We start from the raw sequence: 17587 nt of genomic DNA, 5'->3' as shown, positions 1-17587 counted from the left end.
GCCCGCCGCCCGGCCCGCGCGGCGACGCCCCCGGCCCGTACGGCCCGGCGCCCGCCCCGCACGGGTCCCCGGCCCGTGCCGGGCGCCGGGACGCCGGGGACGGGCCCGCGGGCCTCCCGCCGCGCCGTGCGGGCCCGGGCGTGCCAGAGCAGCACGGCCTTGAGCCGCTCGGCCTCGGCCTCGGTCACCCCGTCGAGCTCGCCCTCCTGCTTGTCGCCGCCGCCGGCGCCGGTGTCGATCCGCAGCACGGCGATGCCCAGCAGGCGGTGCAGCGGCGGATGGCTGACGTCGACGCCGCGGATGCGCTCCAGCGGGATCGTCCGCACCGACCGGCTGATCAGCGACCGGGTCAGCTCCAGCCGGTCGCCGACGACCTGGTAGGTGAAGGTCGCCCAGCGGACGGCGGAGTAGACGACCGAGCCCACGACGCCGAGCGCCGCCCACGCGAACGAGCCGGCCGAGAACCCGCCGAGGAACAGGACTCCGGCCAGCGGCAGGAAGAGCGAGGGCAGCATCCGGATCGGGTCGGTCAGCAGCACCTTCGGGCTGAGCTTCAGCGCCGGCGTGGCCGGCGGCGTCACGGGAACCGGCGGGCCGGAGGCCGGCGCCTCGGGAGGCGGCACGTCGGAGGGCGGCATCCCGGGAGCGTGCGACGGATCGGAAGGCCGTGGCGCATCGGGAGCCGACGGCGGACCGGGCAGCGGACCGGGCGGCGGACCGGGCGGCGGACCGGGCGGCGGACCGGGCGGCGGACCGGGCGGCGGACCGGGCGGCGACGCGTCGGAGGGCCGCGGGTCGGATGGGGATGGTCCGGTCACGTCGCGTCGTCCCTCAGCTCCTCGGCCCGCCGGGCGAGCTCGGCGGCGAGCCGCGCCGCCACCTCGTGGTCGAGGCCCCTGATCGTGGACGAGCCCGCGTGGGAGGCCGTACGGATCTCCAGCGTGGCGAGGCCGAGCATCCGCTCGAACCAGCCCTGCGCCTTGTCCACCGTCTGGATCCGGCTGACCGGGACGAACACCCACTCCCTGCTGATCCATCCGGAGCGCGCGTAGACCACGTCCCCGGTGAGCTCCCAGCGGTGGACCGCGTACCGCCAGAGCGACTCGGTGACGGTCGCCGCCACCAGCACCACGCCCACCAGCCACGGCAGCAGCGCGGCGTTGTCCGGCGCCCAGCCGGGAAGCCAGGACCAGCGGGCCTCGGCGATCCAGCGGGCCAGGAACACCGAGCCGCCGGTCAGGAGCACCGTCCAGACCGCCCCCTGCAGCAACCACAGCCCGATCGCCCGGCGGGAGACCGGGTGGGCGGGGTCCCTCAGGGGAACCCCGCCGGAGGCCTTCGCGGGCCGGGCTCGCCCGCCCGCCTGGACGGGCGGCGGCACGGCGCCCACGACGTCCCCGTTCGTATCGCTCTGATCGCTCACAACGCCAGCCTAAACGGTCGTTTTCCGGCAGATGGAGCGCCGTGTCAGCGGCCCGTCAGCGATCTCTCAGCGTCCCTGTCCCCCGGCCGGACAGACGTCAGGAAAGTGTCAGCGGCCCCGTACATGCTGGAGGCGCACGACAGGGCGCACGACAGGGACGAACGACGGAGGGGACCACTCATGCAACCTGCCATCCAGGCGGAAGGCCTGGTGAAACGCTACGGGGAGACCCGGGCGCTCGACGGGGTCGATCTCGTCGTGCCCCAGGGGCGCCTGCTCGGCGTCCTGGGGCCCAACGGCGCGGGCAAGACCACCGCCGTGCGGATCCTCGCCACGCTGCTCCGCCCCGACGCGGGCAGGGCCGCGGTCGGCGGGTTCGACGTGGTGCGCCAGGCCCATCAGGTGCGCTCGCTCATCGGCCTGACCGGGCAGTACGCCGCGGTGGACGAGATGCTCACCGGCGTGGAGAACCTCGTGATGATCGGCCGGCTGCTCGGCATGTCGCGGGCGGACTCCCGGCGGCGGGCGGCCGAGCTGCTGGAGCGCTTCGACCTGTCCGCGGCGGGCGGGCGGGCCGCCAAGACCTACTCGGGCGGCATGCGCCGCCGCCTGGACCTGGCGGCGAGCCTGGTCGGGCGGCCCCAGGTGCTCTTCCTCGACGAGCCCACCACCGGCCTCGACCCCCGCAGCCGGACGGAGCTGTGGAGCGTCGTGCGCGGCCTGATGGCCGACGGGGTGTCGGTGCTGCTCACCACCCAGTACCTCGAGGAGGCCGACCAGCTCGCCGACGACATCGTGGTCTTCGACCACGGCAGGGTGATCGCCTCCGGCACCTCCGACGAGCTCAAGGCGACCACCGGCGCGCAGATCCTCGAGGTCCGGCCGCTGCGGCCCGACGACCTCGGCCTGGTCGCGAAGGTCGTCGCCGACGTCATCGGCGAGACCCCCGACCTGACCGGCGGGAGGGCCACCGTCTCCGTGCACGACCCGGCGGCCGTGCCCGCCGTGGTCCGCCGCCTCGACGACCTGGGCGTCGTCGCGGGCGAGCTGGCACTGCGCAGGTCCAGCCTGGACGAGGTGTTCCTGTCCCTCACCGGCCACCGGGCCGAGGAGGAGCCCGCCCCGGAGAAGGAGGAGTCCCTCGCATGACCGCGATGACGACGGCGGCCCCGGCGGCGCCGCTCCGGGCCGGGCGCGTCGGCCCGGTGGCCACGCTGCGGCAGACGATGACGCTGGCCTGGCGCAGCCTGGTCCAGATCAAGCACAACCCCTGGGAGCTGCTCGACCTGAGCATCCAGCCCATCATGTTCCTGCTGCTGTTCACCTACGTGTTCGGCGGCGCGATCGCCGGATCGACGGGCGACTACCTGCAGTTCGCCCTCCCGGGGCTCCTCGTGCAGAACGCCCTGTTCTACACGCTCTCCACCGCGATCGGCCTGAACACCGACATCAGCAAGGGCGTCTTCGACCGGCTGCGGAGCCTGCCGATCGCCCGGACCGCGCCGCTGTCGGGCCGGGTCATCGCCGACACCGTCAAGCAGGTGTGGGCCTTCGCCCTGCTCGTCGGCTTCGGCATGGTCCTGGGGTTCCGGGTGGAGACCAGTGTGTTCGGCCTGCTGGGCGCGCTGGCCCTGCTGGTGGTGGTCTCGCTGGCCATGTCGTGGATGTCGGTGCTGATCGGGCTCAGGGCGTCCAGCCCGGAGAAGGTCCAGATGATCACCTTCTCCACGATGATGCCGCTGACGTTCACCAGCAGCGCCCTGGTACCGGCCCAGACCTTCCCCGACTGGCTGAAGGCCTGGTCCGGCGTCAACCCGGTCACCCATCTGGCCGACGCCATCCGCGGCCTGATGATCGGCGGCGAGGTGGCCCATCCCACGCTGGCCTCCCTGCTCTGGTCCGCCGGGTTCGCCGTGGTCTTCGCGCCGCTGGCGATCCGCGCCTTCCGCGGCCGGGTGTGACCCGGTTCCGCGGGCCTCACCGCAGCGGGGGCCCGCGGGGCCTCACGGGTCCCGCCGCGGCGGGGCCCGTGTAACGTTTCGGGTCCGGTGGCGGATTCCCACGGGGCGGACGGGCGGAGCGCCGTGACGGGCGACGTCCGCGAGAACGGGGGTACGGCGTGCTGGTGGTCCACGGTGTCTGGGTGGACGGACGGCTGGGCCTGTGGGCGGAGGACACCGCCCCGCGCCCGGGAGAGAGCGGCCCCGGCCCCGCGGAGGGCACGCCCGCCCATCCGTTCGCGGCCGCCGCGCCCGCCCTGGCCGCCCTGCTCGCGGCGGGTCCCGGCTCCGCGGAGACGGCCCCCGCCGGGTCCCCGTCCGCGCAGGAGGCCGGACTGACCCTGCTGCTCCCCTCCTCGGCGCGGGGCCCGATCCCCTCGCCCGAGTCGGGCAGGGCCGCTCCGGCCGGTGGCGGCACGGGGATCTCCTCCTGGCGCGTGCCCGCGCTCCTGGTCCCGCCCGCGGCCGCCCTGCCCCTGCTCGGCTCGCTCCCGCCGTACGATCCCGTGTCCCTGTTCGACCCCGACGACGCCCCGGCGTGGACGCCGGGCCTGTCCCTGCGCTACTTCGCCGTGGTGGGCGAGCATGCCCGCGCCCTGGTGCGGCGGGGCCGCGTCCTCCCCCAGCTCGCCCGGACCGGCGAGGTGCCCGAGGCCCGCTGGAGGCCCGTGCTGACCGGATCCGACGCGGCCGCCCTGCGCGGCCTCGCCGCGGCGATGCCGCCGGTCTGCCGGGCCGCGGGCGGGGAGCGGCCCTCCGCCCGGGTGCTGCGGGAGGCCCTGGACGGGCTGGTGGACGGCGCGGCGCGGTCGGCGATGCCCGACCGCCTCATCGCCGGGAACCGGCCCGGGCTGCGGAGCGCGCTGACCGACCGCTGGCTGCACGCGCTGACCGCGGAGGACCCCTCCCTCCCCTCCGCCCGGCCGGCCGAGGCCACCACCCTCGGCGAGGCCCTGGGCGCGTGGCTCGCCGCCGCGCACGAGCTGGACGGCCCCGTCCGGGCCTGTTTCCGCCTGGCCGAGCCGGCGGGCGACGACGACCCCTGGGAGGTGGAGTTCGGCCTGTCCCCCGCCGGGGAGCCCGGCCGCATGGTGCCCGCCGCCCGGATCCTGGCCGGCGAGCGGCCCCCGTGGCTGCCCGAGTCGCCGATGGAGCTCCTCCGCACCGAGCTGGAGCGCGCCGTCCGCCTCCATCCCGACCTGCACCTCGCGCTGCGGGCCGCCGAGCCGACCGGGCTGACCGTCGAGACGGCCTGGGCCTTCTCCTTCCTCCGCGGTGGAGCGCCCGCGCTGCGGGCCGCCGGGTACGGCGTGCTGCTGCCCGCCTGGGCCGGGCGGGCGGGGCTGGGCCTGCGGATGACCGCCGGCCCGGCCGCCGGCGGCACGCGGAACGGGCCGGTGACCGGTCTGGACGACCGGGTGACCGTCCGGTTCGACGTGGTCGTCGGCGACCACGTCCTGGACGAGGAGGAGCTGGCCGCGCTGGCCGGCCGGCGGATCCCCCTGGCCCGGATCGCCGGTCGCTGGGTCGAGCTGGACGACGCCCAGCTCAAGGCCGCGCTGCGGGCCGCCGGACGGCGCGGCGGCGAGGCGAGCGTCGGCGAGGTGATCCGCGAGGTCGTGGAGGGCGGTGACGAGGAGCTGCCGCTGGTCGGCGTGGAGGCCGACGGTCTCCTCGGCGACCTGCTCTCCGGTGAGGCCGACCACCGCCTGACCCCCGTCGCCACGCCCTCCGGCTTCCGCGGGACGCTCCGCCCCTACCAGGAGCGCGGCCTGTCGTGGCTGAGCTTCCTGTCCGGCCTCGGCCTGGGCGGTGTGCTCGCCGACGACATGGGGCTGGGCAAGACCGCGCAGACGCTCTCCCTGCTGCTCGGCGAGCGGACCGGCGGCCCGGTGCCGCCGACGCTGCTGGTCTGCCCGATGTCGCTGGTCGGCAACTGGCAGAAGGAGGCGGCCCGGTTCGCCCCCTCCCTCCGGGTCTACGTCCACCACGGCGGGACGCGCCGGCGCGGCGAGGCGGAGCTCGCGGCGGCCGTACGGGAGGCCGACCTGGTCGTCACCACCTACGGCACGGCCCTGCGCGACGCGCCGGCGCTGGCGCGGCTGGAGTGGGAGCGGGTGGTCTGCGACGAGGCCCAGGCGATCAAGAACAGCACGGCCCTGCAGTCCCGTGCCGTGCGGTCGATCCCCGCCCGGACCCGGCTGGCGCTGACCGGCACCCCGGTGGAGAACCACCTCGCCGAACTCTGGTCGATCATGGAGTTCTGCAACCCGGGCCTGCTCGGTCCCGCCAAGCGGTTCCGCAGGCGCTACCAGGAGCCGATCGAGGCCCGGGGCGACGAGGAGGCCGCCCGGGCGCTGCGGCGGGCCACCGGGCCGTTCGTGCTGCGCCGGCTGAAGACCGACCGGTCGATCATCTCCGACCTGCCGGAGAAGCTGGAGATGAAGGTCTGGTGCACGCTCACCCCCGAGCAGGCGGAGCTGTACCGGGCCGTGCTCAACGACATGCTCGGCAGGATCGACCGCACCGAGGGCGTCGAACGGCGCGGCAACGTGCTGGCCACGATGACCCGGCTCAAGCAGGTCTGCAACCACCCCGCCCACCTGCTCGGTGACGGCTCACCGCTGGCGGGCCGGTCGGGGAAGCTCGCCCGGCTGGAGGAGATCGCCGCGGAGATCGTCGAGGAGGGGGACAAGGCTCTCGTCTTCACGCAGTACACCGCGTTCGGCTCCCTGCTCCGGCCGTACCTCGCCGCGCGGCTGGACCGGCCGGTGCTCTGGCTGCACGGCGGGCTGTCCAGGACCCGGCGCGACGAGCTGGTGGAGCGGTTCTCCGGCGCCGAGGGGCCGATGCTGTTCCTGCTGTCGCTGAAGGCGGCCGGGACCGGCCTCAACCTGACCGCCGCCAACCATGTGATCCACGTGGACCGGTGGTGGAACCCCGCGGTGGAGGACCAGGCGACCGACCGGGCCTTCCGGATCGGGCAGCGGCGGAACGTCCAGGTGCGGAAGTTCGTCTGCGTGGACACCCTGGAGGAGCGGATCGACGAGATGATCGAGCGGAAGAAGGCCCTGGCCGAGAGCGTGGTCGGCACCGGCGAGGACTGGATCGCCGATCTCTCCACCGAACGGCTCCGCGAGCTGTTCGCCCTCGGTCCCGGGGCGGTGGGCTGACATGGCGCGCGAGGGTCGCGACGGGCCCGGGCAGGACGGACTCCGGCGCCACGGGCCCGGCGGGGACGGCACCGGGCGCGACGGGCCCGGCGCGGACGGCATCGGGCACCGCATCGAGCACTGCGCCGGCCCCGGCGGACCCGGGCAGGGCTCCGGAATGGAGCCGGTGGAGGACGTGCCGTTCGAGCGGCGGCTGGACGACTTCTACTCCCCCGGCGTCCCGCTGGACGGTCTCCGCCCCCGCGCGGCCGGCACGGGGGTCCCCGCCGACTTCCTGCTGCGCGTCCTGGAGCCGCCACCGGTCAAGGTCCGGCACATCCCCCTGGTCGACCTGCTGCGCAGGCCCTACCGGGCGCTGGGCGAGGACGGCTGAGCCGGGGGACCGCTCCCGGGGCCGGCCCCGTCCATCCGGACGTCCGTCGGGACGCCGGGTGGGACGTCCGCCGGGACGTCAGGCGGAGCGCCGGGCGGGACGCCGGGTGGGACGCCGGGTGGGACGTCCGCCGGGGCGTCAGGCGGAGTGCCGGGCGGGACGTCCCCGCCCGCCAGGGGGAGGAGGGCCGTGCGGGGCATGGCCCGGCCGCGCCCGTAGCACCGGGCGAATTCCTCCTCGCCGAGCGCGGCGCGCACTCCGGCGGTGATCCGCACGTGGTCGAAGTCGACGACCGCCTCGACGCCCCGGGCCGCCGCGGCGCCGCCGAGCAGCGCCGCCGCCCGGGCCGGGTCGCCCTCCGCCAGCGCCAGGCCCGCGAGCCCGATCAGCACCATGCCGAGCGCCGTCGCGTCCGCCGAGCCCGCCGCCTGCTCCAGCGCCGTGCCGAGCAGGCGGCGGGCCCTGGCCGGGTCGCCCTCCTGCTCGGCCAGCAGGCCGAGCGAGACGTTCACCACCGCCCTGATCTGGACCGGCATGGCGGCCTCGGCGTCCGCCATCCGCAGGGCTTCGGCGTAGTAGCGCCGGGCCTCGGCGAGGTCGCCGCTCTCGCGGGCGAAGTCGCCCCGGGCGGCGAGGAAGGCCACTCCGCCGACCTGATCTCCGCTGCGCAGGGCTGCGCGGAGCGACTCGTCCAGCAGCTCCCGCGCCGTCGCCCGGTCTCCCAGCAGGTTGAGCGCGAAGGCGAGCCTGCCGCGCATGTAGGCGACCTCGTCGGCCGCGTCGATCTCCTCCAGGGCGGCGATGGCCTCGCGCAGCTTCTCCATCCCCTTCTCCGGCTCACCGCGCATGAAGTCGAGCTCCGCGAGGACGCCCACGGCGTTGCCGACGCCCCAGCGCTCGCCGAGCTCCTCGAACCCGCTCAGGCAGGTCCGCATCTCCGCCTCGGCGGCGTCCGTCCGGCCGGCGGCCAGGTGCACGGAGCCGCGGAACATGTGGGCCAGGGCCCGCACCCAGGGGTCGGGGTGGGCGAACATCTCGTCGAGGTAGCCGTCGTCGGGGCGGGCGCCCGCGAACATCTCGACGATCGGCCCGGCCAGCACGACCAGGGGGTGCCAGGGGGGTTCGACCTCCTGCCTGGCCAGGCGGATCGCCTCCGCCAGCTCCGCCCGCGCGATGTCGAGCCCGATGCCCGTGCCGATCGCGTTGGCCCCGTAGACCGCCCGGGCCAGGGCGAGCGGCCCGGGCTCGGCGTCGCCGGCGAGCCGGAGCACCTCACGGGCCCGGTGCGCCGCCTCGGTGCGGTGCCCGCACAGCCACCAGTACCAGCCCAGCGCGCCGACCAGCCGCAGCGCCAGGTCCACGCGTCCCGTCTCGGTGGTCCAGCGCAGCGCCGCCGACAGGTTGTCGTGCTCACGGGCCATCTCGGCGAGGCACGCCTTCTGCCGCCGGTCGCGGAGCCCGGGGTCGGCGGCCTCGGCCAGGCCGGTGAAGAAGACCGCGTGCGCCGGCCTGAGCCGTTCCTCCTCGCCCGAGGCGGCCAGCCGTCCGGCGGCGTAGGCGCGGATGGTCTCCAGCATCCGGTAGCGGGGGGCGGCGCCGTCGGGACCGGCGACCGCCACCACCAGCGACTTGTCGACCAGGCGGGACAGCACGTCGAGCACGTCGCCGCGCGGCAGCCCCTCCCCTGAGCAGACGTGCTCGGCGGCCTCCAGGGAGACGCCACCGGCGAAGACCGCCAGCCGACGGGCCAGCGTGCGTTCCTGCCCGTCCAGCAGATCCCAGCTCCACTCCACCACCGCGCGCAGCGTCTGGTGCCGGGGCAGCGCCGTACGGCTGCCGCCGGTCAGCAGGCGGAACCGGTCGTCGAGGCGGTGGGCGATCTGCCCGGCGGACAGGGAGCGGAGGCGGGCGGCGGCCAGCTCGATGGCGAGCGGCATGCCGTCCAGCTCGCGGCAGATCCGCACCACCGCCGCGATCTCGGTCTCGGACCGGTAGCCGGGGCGGACGGCCGCGGCGCGTTCGGCGAACAGGCGGACCGCGGGGTAGGCGAGGAGACCGGAGGCGTCCGGGATGCCGGGGGCGTCCGAGGCTCCGGGGGCGTCCGGAAGGCCGGGGGCGTCCGCCGCCCCTTCCTCCGGCGGGAGCTCCAGCGGCGGCACCGGCCAGGTCAGCTCGCCGGTGATGCCGAGGGGCTCGCGGCTCGTGGCGAGGATCCGCACCCCGGGGCAGCCGGCGAGCACCCGGTCGGCGAGTCCGGCCGCCGCCTCCACCACGTGCTCGCAGTTGTCCAGGACGATCAGCATCCGTTCCCCCGCCAGGGCCGCGAGCAGCCGGGTGAGCGGGTCGCGGACGGATCCGAGGAGGACGCCGGGCGGCCGGGGGGAGCCGTCACGCAGACCCAGCGCCGAGGAGACGGCCTGCGGCACCTCGGCCGGATCGGCCACCGGGGCCAGCTCGACCAGCCACACGCCGCCGGGCATCCGGCCGGCGACCGCCTCGGCCGTCTCGACGGCCAGCCTGGTCTTCCCCGCTCCGCCGGGACCGGTCAGGGTGACCAGCCGGTGGCCGGCCAGCAGCTCCGCCGTACGGGCCACGGCGTGCTCCCGGCCGACGAAACTGGTGAGCCTGGCCGGGAGGTTTCCCGGGCGGGGCGGGCCGGGCGGGTCCTCCCGCGCCTCCTGCCGTGCCCGGAACGGCGGGGCGCCCGGGGAGGGCCTCGCATCGTCCCGGAACGGCGGGGCGCCCGGGGAGGGCCTCGCATCGTCCCGGAACGGCGGGGCACCCGGGGAGGACGGCGCGGCCTGACCGGCGGGCGGTGCGGCCTGGCGGCGCAGCATGGACAGGTGGAGCGCGGCCAGCTCGGGTGAGGGGTCCGCACCCAGTTCCTCCGCGAAGACCGCGCGGGCCTCCTCGAAGGCGGCCAGCGCCTCGACGTGGCGGCCGGCGCCGTACAGGGCGCGCATGAACTGGCCGCGCAGCCGCTCACGGTAGGGGTGCGCGGCGATCAGCGCGGGCAGTTCGGCGGCCAGGCCGGTCTCGCGGCCGAGCAGCAGGTCGGCCTCGACGCGGTCCTCCAGCGCGGTCAGGCGCAGCTCGTCCAGGCGGGCCACCTGGGCCGCGACGATCTCGCGTTCGTCCAGGTCGGACAGGGCGGAACCGCGCCAGAGCGCCAGCGCGGCGCGGAGCGTGGCCGCCGCCTCCGCCGCGGAGCCCGCGGCGAGCGCGGAGCCGCCCTCGGCGGCCAGCCGGGCGAACCGGTGGGCGTCCACCCGGCCGGGGTCCGCGGCCAGCCGGTAGCCGCTCACCGCGGCCTCCACCAGGGACCGGTCCCCGTCCAGGGCCGCCCGGAGGCGGGAGACCAGCGCCTGCAGGGCGTTGCCCACCGCGGCCGGGGGACGGTCGCCCCACACGCCCGCGACCAGCCGGTCGGCGGGCACGGCCTTCCCGGCGTCGAGGGCCAGCAGGCAGAGGAGGGAGCGCAGGCGCCGTCCCGCGATCTCCACGGGCCGTCCGGAGCGGTGGATCTCGAGAGGACCGAGGATGGAGAAATTTGCCTCGGTATCCATCTTTACCCCGTCCATCCATTGATTCTGGCCGATCGAGCGGCATTTCTACGCCGCGGAACCTCGTGATCCGGTCGGCGCACCTTCCAGATCCGCGTAGCATCATCGGGCATGGGGCAGTCGAACACGTCTACGCGCGTACGCCGAGCCGCCACGATGGCGGTGTCCGCGGCGCTCGTCGTCGTCTCCTCCGGATGCGGCATGATCGGTAGCGCCGCCTCCGCCGAGCGTCTCCGGCTGGAGCCGCTCAGCGTCTCGAGTCCCACGCTGCGGGACGGTAGCCCCCTGCCGTCCGACTACTCCTGCCGCGGCTCGGTGGGCAACCCGCCCCTGCGCTGGTCGGGAGTGCCCGGCGACGCCAAGTCCATCGCGATCGTGGTCGACAACAACGACTCCCAGACCGGCGCCGAGGTGCACTGGGTCGTGTTCGACATCCATCCGGGCACGAACGAGCTGACCGAGAGCACGATCCCCGTGGGGGCCGTGGAGGGCGGAACGACCAACGGCAAAGTGGGCTATGCGCCTCCGTGCCGGCCTCAGGAGAACTATCGTTTCACTGTCTACGCGCTCGACCGGAAGGTCGGTCTCGCCAAGGGTGCCCCCCTCTCCGAGACCTTGAAGAGCATCGCGGACAGGACGATCGCCTGGGGACGACTGACCGCGACGCACATCGAGTGACAAGCCGAGCACCGGAGGTAGTGATGGTTACCGATTCTTCACATAGGGTGTGACAACGCTCCTAGTGGTCATACACAATCAGTTCCAATGTCCGAGCGCAGGTGATCACAGGGGGCAGGTCGCGTCGATGGCCGCGCGATCTCACCGGCGCCGCTGGGAGGCCATGGCCTTGAGGGTGGTGCAATGATCCTGGTCATAGTGGGCCTGGTGGCCGTCGTGCTCCTCGTGCTCGTCGTCGTGGCACTGGGCATGCGGTCGATGAACCGCAGGGAGAGCGCGCTCCCCGCGGAGCGGCTGCGCGAGATGGCCGAGAAGGAGGCCTCGACCCCCACGCGCTCCATCGACGAGTTCGCGGCCCGAGAGCCCAAGATGGACCACTTCACTCCGGACCTCTCGCCGTTCGACGAGCCCAAACCCCGTCCGCGGCCGTCCGGAGCCCGCGGTAAACGGGGCGTGAACGAGTTCGGCGAGCCCGACGACTACGACGAGGACTACTGGGAGAAGCTCCAGGCCGACGACGGCGGCTTCGGCGGTTCCCTGAGCCCCAAGGTGGGCGCCGACCGTCCCGTCGACCGTCCCGAGCACCAGACCGCCGGTGTCGACGCCGACGCGGTGACCGTGCAGGCCCCGCTGCCGAGCAGGTCCCGGCCCAAGGAGACCCCGCCCGCGCCGGTTCCGGCGGCGGCCTCGGCTGCCTCGGTGGCCGCGGCCTCCCCGGACCTCGGCGACCTCAGCGATCTCGGCGACCTGGTCGAGCCGGTCCGCCCGGAACCCGCTCCCAGCGCCGCCTCCCTGGCCGAGCAGAAGACCGTCACCTTCGCCGCGCCCACTCCCGGCGCCTTCGGCGAGGGCCGGGCAGCGCGCTCCGGCTCCCGCGGCTCCCGCCGGAGCAGCCGCGCCGCCGCCGCCGCGTCCGCCGCCCCCGCCGCCGCGCCGGGCACCGCGGGCGGCCTCACCTCCGGCGGCGGCTCCTCCCGCCCGGACGTGCTGGGCGATCCGCTGAGCACCTCCTACCCGCACGGCGGCGCCTCACCGGCCGCTCCCGGCTCCCCGCTCGGCCCCCTCGCCGGCGAGCCGGCGATGGCCCCCATGGGCCCCACGACCAGTGGCGGCTTCCCCGCCATGCCGATGCCGCCGGCCCCCGCCGCGTCCTCCGTGCCGGACCCGCTCGCCGCCCCCTACGGCGCCGCGCCCGCCTCCGACAACCCGTGGGCGCAGGCCACCACTCCGGGCTCCGGCGGCTGGGCGGCGGTCAACACCGCCGACATCCTGGACGACCCCGCCCCCTCCTACGGCTCGTACCAGAACCCGGTCTACGACGCCGCCCCGGCGACCCCCTCCTCCTACGAGGTCAGCGCCGGTTGGGCGGTCATCGAGGACGACGTCCTCACCGGTCCCAGCCCCGCGGTCTCCACCCCGACGGGTCCGTCCCGCGCCGTCTCCCCCTACGACCACCCGGCCGCCGCGCCGTCCGGTTCCGCGACCGGCGGTGAGTACGGGTACGAGACCGGCCAGTACGTCTCCCCGGCGAACCCCGTGGCCTGGCCCGAGCCCGCCCCCTCCGCGGGCCCCGCCACCGGCCCCGCTCCGACCGGAGCCGCGGGCGCCGGGAGCGGGAGCTGGCCGAGCTACGGCGAGCTCTACGGCACGGGCGCGCCGAGCGCGGCCGTCGAGGGGCACGGCCGACCGGGTTCACGGGGAAGCCACCACCGCAACCAGGACCAGGACCAGGACTACCCCGACTATTACCGCTGATTTCCCCCGTCCTCCGTAAAGGCCCCCAGCGAGCGCCCGCCCGCAGGGGGCCTTCGGCATAAGGTCTGCCCTATGGGGACGGACACGAAGAGTGAGAAGACTGTAACCACGCGCAGCCGTATCGCCTCCGTGCTGCGGTACGACCTGCCCGCCTCCCTGGTGGTCTTCCTGGTGGCGGTGCCCCTCTGCCTCGGCATCGCCGTCGCCTCGGGAGCCCCTCTGGAGGCCGGACTGCTCGCCGGGATGGCCGGCGGCATCGTGGCGGGGTTCCTCGGCGGTTCCGCCGTCCAGGTGAGCGGCCCCGCCGCCGGGCTCGCCCTCGTGGTCGCCGACCTCGTCGTCCGGTACGGCTGGCGGGCCACCTGCATGATCACTCTGATGGCGGGCGCCCTCCAGCTCCTCCTGGGGGTCTTCCGGGTCGCCCGCGCGGCCCTGGCCGTCTCGCCGGCCGTGGTGCACGGCATGCTCGCCGGCGTCGGCGTGGTGATCGCGCTCTCCCAGCTCCACGTCATCTTGGGCGGCAGCCCGCAGTCGTCCGCGGTCGAGAACATCCTCGAACTCCCGGCGCAGATCGCCGGCCTGCACGGCTACGCGGTCTTCGCGGGCCTGCTGACCATCGCGGTCCTGCTCGTCTGGACCCGGCTGCCGCAGAGTCTCCGCCTCGTCCCCGCCCCGCTGGCGGCCCTCGCCGTGACCGCCGTGACCGCGTGGGCGTTCGGCTGGGACGTCACCCGCATCGACCTGTCGGTGAACTTGAGCGAGTGGTCGGCCCCGGTCTGGCCGCAGGGCGACTGGCACGGGATCGCCACCGCGGTGATCCTCGTCGCCCTGCTCGCCGGGGTGGAGTCGCTCCTCTGCTCGGTGGCCGTCGACAAACTGCACGACGGCAGGCGGGCCGACCTGGACAGGGAGCTGACCGCCCAGGGTGTGGCCAACCTCGTCAGCGGCGCGCTGGGCGCCCTGCCCGTCGCCGGGGTCATCGTGCGCAGCACCACCAACGTCCGGGCCGGCGCGCGCAGCCGCTGGTCGGCGATCCTGCACGGCGGCTGGATCCTGCTGTTCGCCCTCGGCCTGGGCTGGACGGTCACCTTCATCCCGCTGGAGGCGCTGGCCGCCCTGCTGGTCTTCATCGGCGTGCAGATGGTCAACATCGGGCACGTCCACAACCTGCGCGGCCACGGCGAGGTGCCGGTCTACTTCGTCACCCTCGGCGGTGTGGTGGTGCTCGGCCTCGCCGAGGGCGTGCTGCTCGGCCTGGGACTCGCCGCCCTGCTCGCGCTGCGCCGCCTCACCCGGGTGACCGTGCGGGCCGCCCGGGAGCCCGACGGCCGCTGGCACGTGACGATCGACGGCTCGCTGACCTTCCTGGGGGTGCCCCGGCTCACCGCGGAGCTGGGCGCCGTCCCGCCCGGAGCCGCCGTCGACCTCGACCTGAACATCGACTTCATGGACAACGCCGCCTTCGAGGCCGTCCACGCCTGGCGGCAGAACCACGAGCGCGGCGGCGGCACGGTGGACATCGACGAGATCCACGACGAGTGGTACGCCATGGCGGCCGGCGGGGCCCGGAGGCTGCCGGCCAAAACCCCGCCGACGGCCCCGGACCGCTGGTGGCTGCCCTGGTCCCACCGGGGCCGGCGCAGGCTCCCGGCCGCCGGCTCCCTCATCCCCGTCCGGCACCAGGCTCCCGGCGGCCGGCCCGCCGTACCCGACCTGCTGGCCGGCGCGCGGGAGTTCCACCACCGCACGGCCCCGCTGGTCCGGCCCGTCCTGCACGGCCTGGCCCGCAAGCAGGAGCCGTCCCACCTCTTCATCACCTGCGCCGACTCCCGCATCGTGCCGAACCTCATCACCGCCAGCGGCCCCGGCGACCTGTTCACCCTCCGCAACATCGGCAACCTGGTCCCGCGCCGGGGGGCGGCTCCCACGGACCACTCGGTCACCGCCGCGATCGAGTACGCCACGGAGGTGCTCGGGGTCCGCACCATCACGGTCTGCGGCCACTCCGGCTGCGGCGCCATGGCCGCGCTGCTCGACGGCGGGGAGAAGGCCGCCGAGCTGCCCGAGCTCGCCCGCTGGCTCCGGCACGGCCACCTGAGCCTGGCCCGGTACGTCTCCGCCGCGCACGAGGGGGCCGAGCAGGGCCCGCTCGACCGCCTCTGCCGGCTCAACGTGCTCCAGCAGCTGGAGAACCTGCGCACCCATCCCGGGGTGGAGCGGCTCCTGCTCGCCGGGCGCCTGGAGCTGGTCGGCCTCTACTTCGACATCCCCGCCGCCAGGGTCCACGTCCTCGACCACCACTCCCCCGTCCCCGCCGGCCCGGTCTGAGACGTTCCGCTCCGGGCGTACGGCTTGCGCCACGGGTGAAAGCCGGTACCGCTCCCTCCGGCGGGTGCGAAGAATCAGGTGCCATGAGAATTCTGGTCATCGGCGGCTCGGTCTTCCTCGGCCGGGCGATCGTCGAGGAGGCGCTGCGGCGCGGACACGAGGTCACCACGTTCAACAGGGGCAGGAGCGGCGAGGACCTGCCGGGTGTCGAGGCGGTCCGGGGCGACCGCGAGTCGGCCGGGGACCTGGAGCGGCTCGCCCGCGGCCGGGAGTGGGACGTCGTCGTCGACGTCTGCGGGTTCGTCCCCCGGGTCGTCGGCGACGCGGTGCGCGCGCTCAGCGGGAAGGCCGCCACCTACGCCTTCATCTCCAGCATCTCGGCCTGCTCCGAGTGGCCGGGGAAGGGACCGGCGGACGAGTCCTCGCCGCGCTTCGAGTGCGCCCCGGACGCGGGGCCCGAGGACGGCGACTACGGCACGCTCAAGGCCGGCTGCGAGCGCGCGGTGGAGCAGGGATTCGACGGCAACGCCCTGATCATCGAGCCCGGTCTGATCCTCGGCCCGCACGAGAACGTCGGCCGCCTGCCGTGGTGGCTGACCCGGATCGCCCGCGGCGGGCGGGTCCTCGCCCCGGGTGACCCGGAGACCGCGATGCAGCTCGTCGACGCCCGGGACATCGCCGCGTTCACCCTGTCGCAGGCCGAGGCGGGCACGGACGACCGGTTCTTCGTCAGCGGGGTCCCGGGCAACACGACCTACCGCGGCTTCCTCGAGGAGTGCCGGGCCGCGACGGGTTCGCACGCCGAGCTCGCCTGGGTCGACGACGGGTTCCTCCTCGAGCGCGGGGTGCAGCCCTGGGTCGAGCTGCCGCTCTGGGCGCCCGCCGACCCCGCCTTCGCCGGGGTGTGGCTGCCGTCCTCGGCCAAGGCCCTGGCCGCCGGGCTGACCTGCCGGCCGGTGGCCGAGACCGTCCGCGACACCTGGGAGTGGCTCCGCGACGTACCGGTGGAGCGGCGGTCCTTCGGCAACGAGCGCATGCGCCACGGCATCGACCCGGACAAGGAGGCCGGGATCCTGGCCGAGTGGGACGAGCGCTCCTGAGCGCGTACTTCTCCGCGGGCCCCGCTCCGCGTCCCGCCCGGGGCGGACCGCGCTCCGGTCTCGTCCCCTGCGCCGCCGGACCGCGGCCGGCGCTCCCGCCGGCCGCGCGGAGGGCCCCTGGGCGGGCGGCGCGGGTCCCGGCGTTTTCCACGGTCTTCGTCAGGTCACCGGCCCTCCTGCCGATGAGGGGACGCCGGACTCGGGGGTGACGGGAGGTGGAACCGCCTTACCCGGGCCGGCCCGTACCGCACGGTCGACCGTGCCGGATCCCGCCGGGGACCCCCGACGCCCGGGACCGGCGTATGACGGACCGGGAGAAGGGGACATGAGCCGGACATCCTCTGGAGTGGCCCGTACGGCCCGCATCCGCCTCGTGCGCGAGCCGTACGGCTGGCCGGCGCTCCTCGTGGCCGGCGGCCTGCTCTCCCTGGCCGCTCCTGCTTTCTCCTCCCCGCTGGACGTGCTGCCCTGGGTGGCCGTGCAGGGGCTGTCGGCGCTGGCCGTCGTCGCGGGGATCCGCCGGCACGGCCTGGGCGACCGGTGGCCCTGGCGGCTGCTCGCGGCGGGCAGCGTCACGAACTGGCTGACGACGGTCCTGGTCTGGGCCGTCGGCTGGGTCTGGCTGGAGATCCCCGGGGCCATGCGGCTCTACAACGGCCTCGTGGTGGTCTGCTACTCTTTCGCGCTGCTCGCGCTGGTGCTGCTGAGCAGGGAGCACAGCGAGTCACCCCGGGCGGCGCTGCTGGACTCCTCGATCATCACCGTCGGCGTGACCATGCCCTTCTGGGCCTTCTTCGTCGACCCGCTGCTCGGCCGGAGCGCCTTCTCCGGTGTGGAACTCGCCTTCGCGCTGGCCACCTCCGTCATCGACCTGTTCCTGTTCGGCCTGGTCACGCGGATGGGACTGGCCAGAGGGCGGGCGCCGTGGCTGCTCCTGCTCGGCGGCGCCCAGGGAGCGCTGTTCACCGCCGACGGCCTGCGCCTGCTCGACCTGGCCGCGGGCCGCCCGTCCGGTCCCGGCACCACCGCGGCCTGGCTCCTCGCCTCGGTCCTGGTCGGCGCGGCGGCTCTGCACCCCAGCACGGCCGACGGCGCTCCGGTCTCCTCGGACGTCTCCACCCGGGTACGGGGCGTGGCCTTCCTGGCGCTGGCGCTGCTCGGCCCGCTGACCGCGGGCGCCGGCCTCCTGCTGAC

The 17587-nt window shown here is 75.3% G+C and carries 12 protein-coding genes; 9 read left to right on the top strand and 3 right to left on the bottom strand.

Annotation, left to right across the window (positions count from 1 at the left end; all coding sequences use genetic code 11):
- Positions 1 to 638: PH domain-containing protein (locus tag ACFOWE_RS32945; RefSeq protein ID WP_377294836.1), on the bottom strand; the 638-nt coding region annotated here is incomplete at its 3' end.
- Positions 639 to 814: 176 nt separating this feature from the next.
- Positions 815 to 1423, bottom strand: a complete 609-nt coding sequence (locus ACFOWE_RS32940) for a PH domain-containing protein (protein ID WP_377294834.1) — start codon at positions 1421 to 1423, stop codon at positions 815 to 817.
- A gap of 180 nt (positions 1424 to 1603) precedes the next feature.
- Here ACFOWE_RS32940 and ACFOWE_RS32935 point away from each other — a divergent pair, with 180 nt between their 5' ends.
- The 4 genes from ACFOWE_RS32935 (at position 1604) to ACFOWE_RS32920 (ending at position 6969) form a co-directional block, all read left to right on the top strand.
- Positions 1604 to 2572 (top strand): ATP-binding cassette domain-containing protein, encoded by a 969-nt coding sequence (locus tag ACFOWE_RS32935; protein WP_377294832.1) that lies wholly within the window; start codon positions 1604 to 1606, stop codon positions 2570 to 2572.
- Complete coding sequence (locus ACFOWE_RS32930) at positions 2569 to 3384, top strand: ABC transporter permease (RefSeq protein WP_377294830.1); 816 nt, start codon at positions 2569 to 2571, stop codon at positions 3382 to 3384. Before ACFOWE_RS32935 ends, ACFOWE_RS32930 begins: the two co-directional genes overlap by 4 nt.
- Before the next feature lie 158 nt (positions 3385 to 3542).
- Positions 3543 to 6596, top strand: coding sequence for a DEAD/DEAH box helicase (locus tag ACFOWE_RS32925; RefSeq protein WP_377294828.1), 3054 nt, complete (start codon positions 3543 to 3545; stop codon positions 6594 to 6596).
- A 1-nt stretch (position 6597) separates the two neighbouring features.
- Positions 6598 to 6969 carry a hypothetical protein gene (locus ACFOWE_RS32920; RefSeq protein WP_377294826.1) on the top strand — a complete coding sequence of 124 codons (372 nt, stop codon included), beginning with the start codon at positions 6598 to 6600 and terminating at the stop codon, positions 6967 to 6969.
- On the opposite strand, the gene ACFOWE_RS32915 is transcribed toward ACFOWE_RS32920, so the two are convergent.
- The gene (locus ACFOWE_RS32915) at positions 6942 to 10550 is read right to left on the bottom strand and encodes an AfsR/SARP family transcriptional regulator (RefSeq protein ID WP_377294824.1); all 3609 of its coding nucleotides are present in this window, start codon (positions 10548 to 10550) and stop codon (positions 6942 to 6944) included. The two genes, ACFOWE_RS32920 and ACFOWE_RS32915, sit on opposite strands and share 28 nt — an antisense overlap.
- A gap of 93 nt (positions 10551 to 10643) precedes the next feature.
- Here ACFOWE_RS32915 and ACFOWE_RS32910 point away from each other — a divergent pair, with 93 nt between their 5' ends.
- From ACFOWE_RS32910 to ACFOWE_RS32890, 5 genes are all read left to right on the top strand, one after another.
- Entirely contained in the window at positions 10644 to 11210 is a 567-nt protein-coding gene (locus ACFOWE_RS32910; protein WP_377294822.1) for a YbhB/YbcL family Raf kinase inhibitor-like protein, read from the top strand.
- Between the two features lie 183 nt (positions 11211 to 11393).
- Positions 11394 to 12965, top strand: a complete 1572-nt coding sequence (locus tag ACFOWE_RS32905) for a hypothetical protein (protein WP_377294820.1) — start codon at positions 11394 to 11396, stop codon at positions 12963 to 12965.
- A gap of 72 nt (positions 12966 to 13037) precedes the next feature.
- On the top strand, positions 13038 to 15293 hold the full coding sequence (locus ACFOWE_RS32900) for a SulP family inorganic anion transporter (protein ID WP_377294818.1): 2256 nt from the start codon (positions 13038 to 13040) through the stop codon (positions 15291 to 15293).
- A gap of 83 nt (positions 15294 to 15376) precedes the next feature.
- Positions 15377 to 16393, top strand: coding sequence for an NAD-dependent epimerase/dehydratase family protein (locus ACFOWE_RS32895; protein ID WP_377294816.1), 1017 nt, complete (start codon positions 15377 to 15379; stop codon positions 16391 to 16393).
- Between the two features lie 325 nt (positions 16394 to 16718).
- A partial coding sequence (locus ACFOWE_RS32890; protein WP_377294814.1) for a hypothetical protein occupies positions 16719 to 17587 on the top strand: 869 nt, incomplete at its 3' end.

Origin of the sequence: Planomonospora corallina (assembly GCF_042650625.1) — a bacterium.
Classification (GTDB): Bacteria; Actinomycetota; Actinomycetes; order Streptosporangiales; family Streptosporangiaceae; genus Planomonospora_B; species Planomonospora_B corallina.
The sequence above is the reverse complement of the archived record's forward strand: the minus strand, read 5'-3'. Positions and strand labels throughout refer to the sequence as shown.